This window comes from Haloarcula sp. DT43 (assembly GCF_037078405.1).
GTDB lineage: Archaea > Halobacteriota > Halobacteria > Halobacteriales > Haloarculaceae > Haloarcula > Haloarcula brevis.
Genome location: NZ_JAYMGZ010000014.1, coordinates 1 through 1,063, shown reverse-complemented (window position 1 = coordinate 1,063; position 1,063 = coordinate 1). Strand labels below are relative to the sequence as shown.

Sequence of the window (1,063 nt, the reverse complement as noted above, 5' to 3'; positions counted from 1 at the left end):
GAGCGTGTCATAGAATCCATCTCATAGTTTCTCACAGCCCGGTTCGTTTCCTCGCTCGTAGTTGGTGATGGCAATGACGAGTCGGAGACACAGCGCGAGGAACACTTCTGTTCGTGCGTGGACGCGGCCTCGGGCGCGGACGTGCCCGAGGCCGCAGTCCTTGACCGCGTCGTTGGTCCGTTCGATCCCTGTCCGGTGGTTGTACGTCTCGTCTAAGACGGACTGTTTGAGCTGGACGTCCTCGCTGTGTTTCTCGATTCGGTCTTCGACCCGATACTTGATGTCTTTCGGGTTGTCAGTGTTTCGCGGATTGTATGGGGCGATTGGCACGACCCCTGCGGCCAGCAGGTGGTCGTGCCAATCGAGGATGTCGTAGGCGCTGTCTCCAAGCATCCAGACCGGTGTATCGACGGCGAGCGCGTCACGCGTGACGCGCATCGCCGTCTCCTGATCCGCTTGTTTAGCTTGTGTGAACTCCGCTGCAATCGGGATCTTTGCCCCGGTCGAGACAATCGTACAGCCGAAGCCGTAGTAGTACTCTTCGGCCGTTGGGTCGTAGTTCCATGACGCTGCGTCGTTGTACTGAATCGCCTCGATGTGCGTCGAATCGATGGAGTATGTGGAGTCGAGCAGGCCGCGGGCGGCGGCCTGCTCGACGAGTCTGTCGAAGACATCGCCAATAACGTGTTCTAGGTCGGTGAGAAAGCGATCAACCGTGTCTCTGGATGGCGGTTTGTTGAGTCCGCAGTAGTACCAGACAAGGCCGTTCTGAAGCTCTCGTGTAACCGGACGCGTGCCGTAGACATCTTCGTAGTAGCAGTGCAGAAAGCCGCGAAAGAGATCTGGTGGCTGATGAACTCGTGTTCGCCCCCGCTCGCCGGGGGCGAACACATCGTACTCCAGCAGAAACTCGAACTCAAGATGGTCGAACAGCGGTACTGTCTCGGTAGCCGCCGCATTCAAGAAGTCGTCTACCGAAGCTACGTCTTGCAGGGCGTTGGTACTGCTGGACACAGTTTCCAAACCCTGCGGCCTCCCTTGGGAGGCTTTCTATGACACGCTC

Annotated in this window: 1 protein-coding gene; it reads right to left on the bottom strand. The window is 58.1% G+C overall.

The window, feature by feature from the left end; translation table 11 throughout:
• Positions 1 to 21 precede the first annotated feature (21 nt).
• On the bottom strand, positions 22 to 1,014 hold the full coding sequence (locus tag VI123_RS19220) for a transposase (protein WP_336339683.1): 993 nt from the start codon (positions 1,012 to 1,014) through the stop codon (positions 22 to 24).
• Positions 1,015 to 1,063 lie beyond the last annotated feature (49 nt).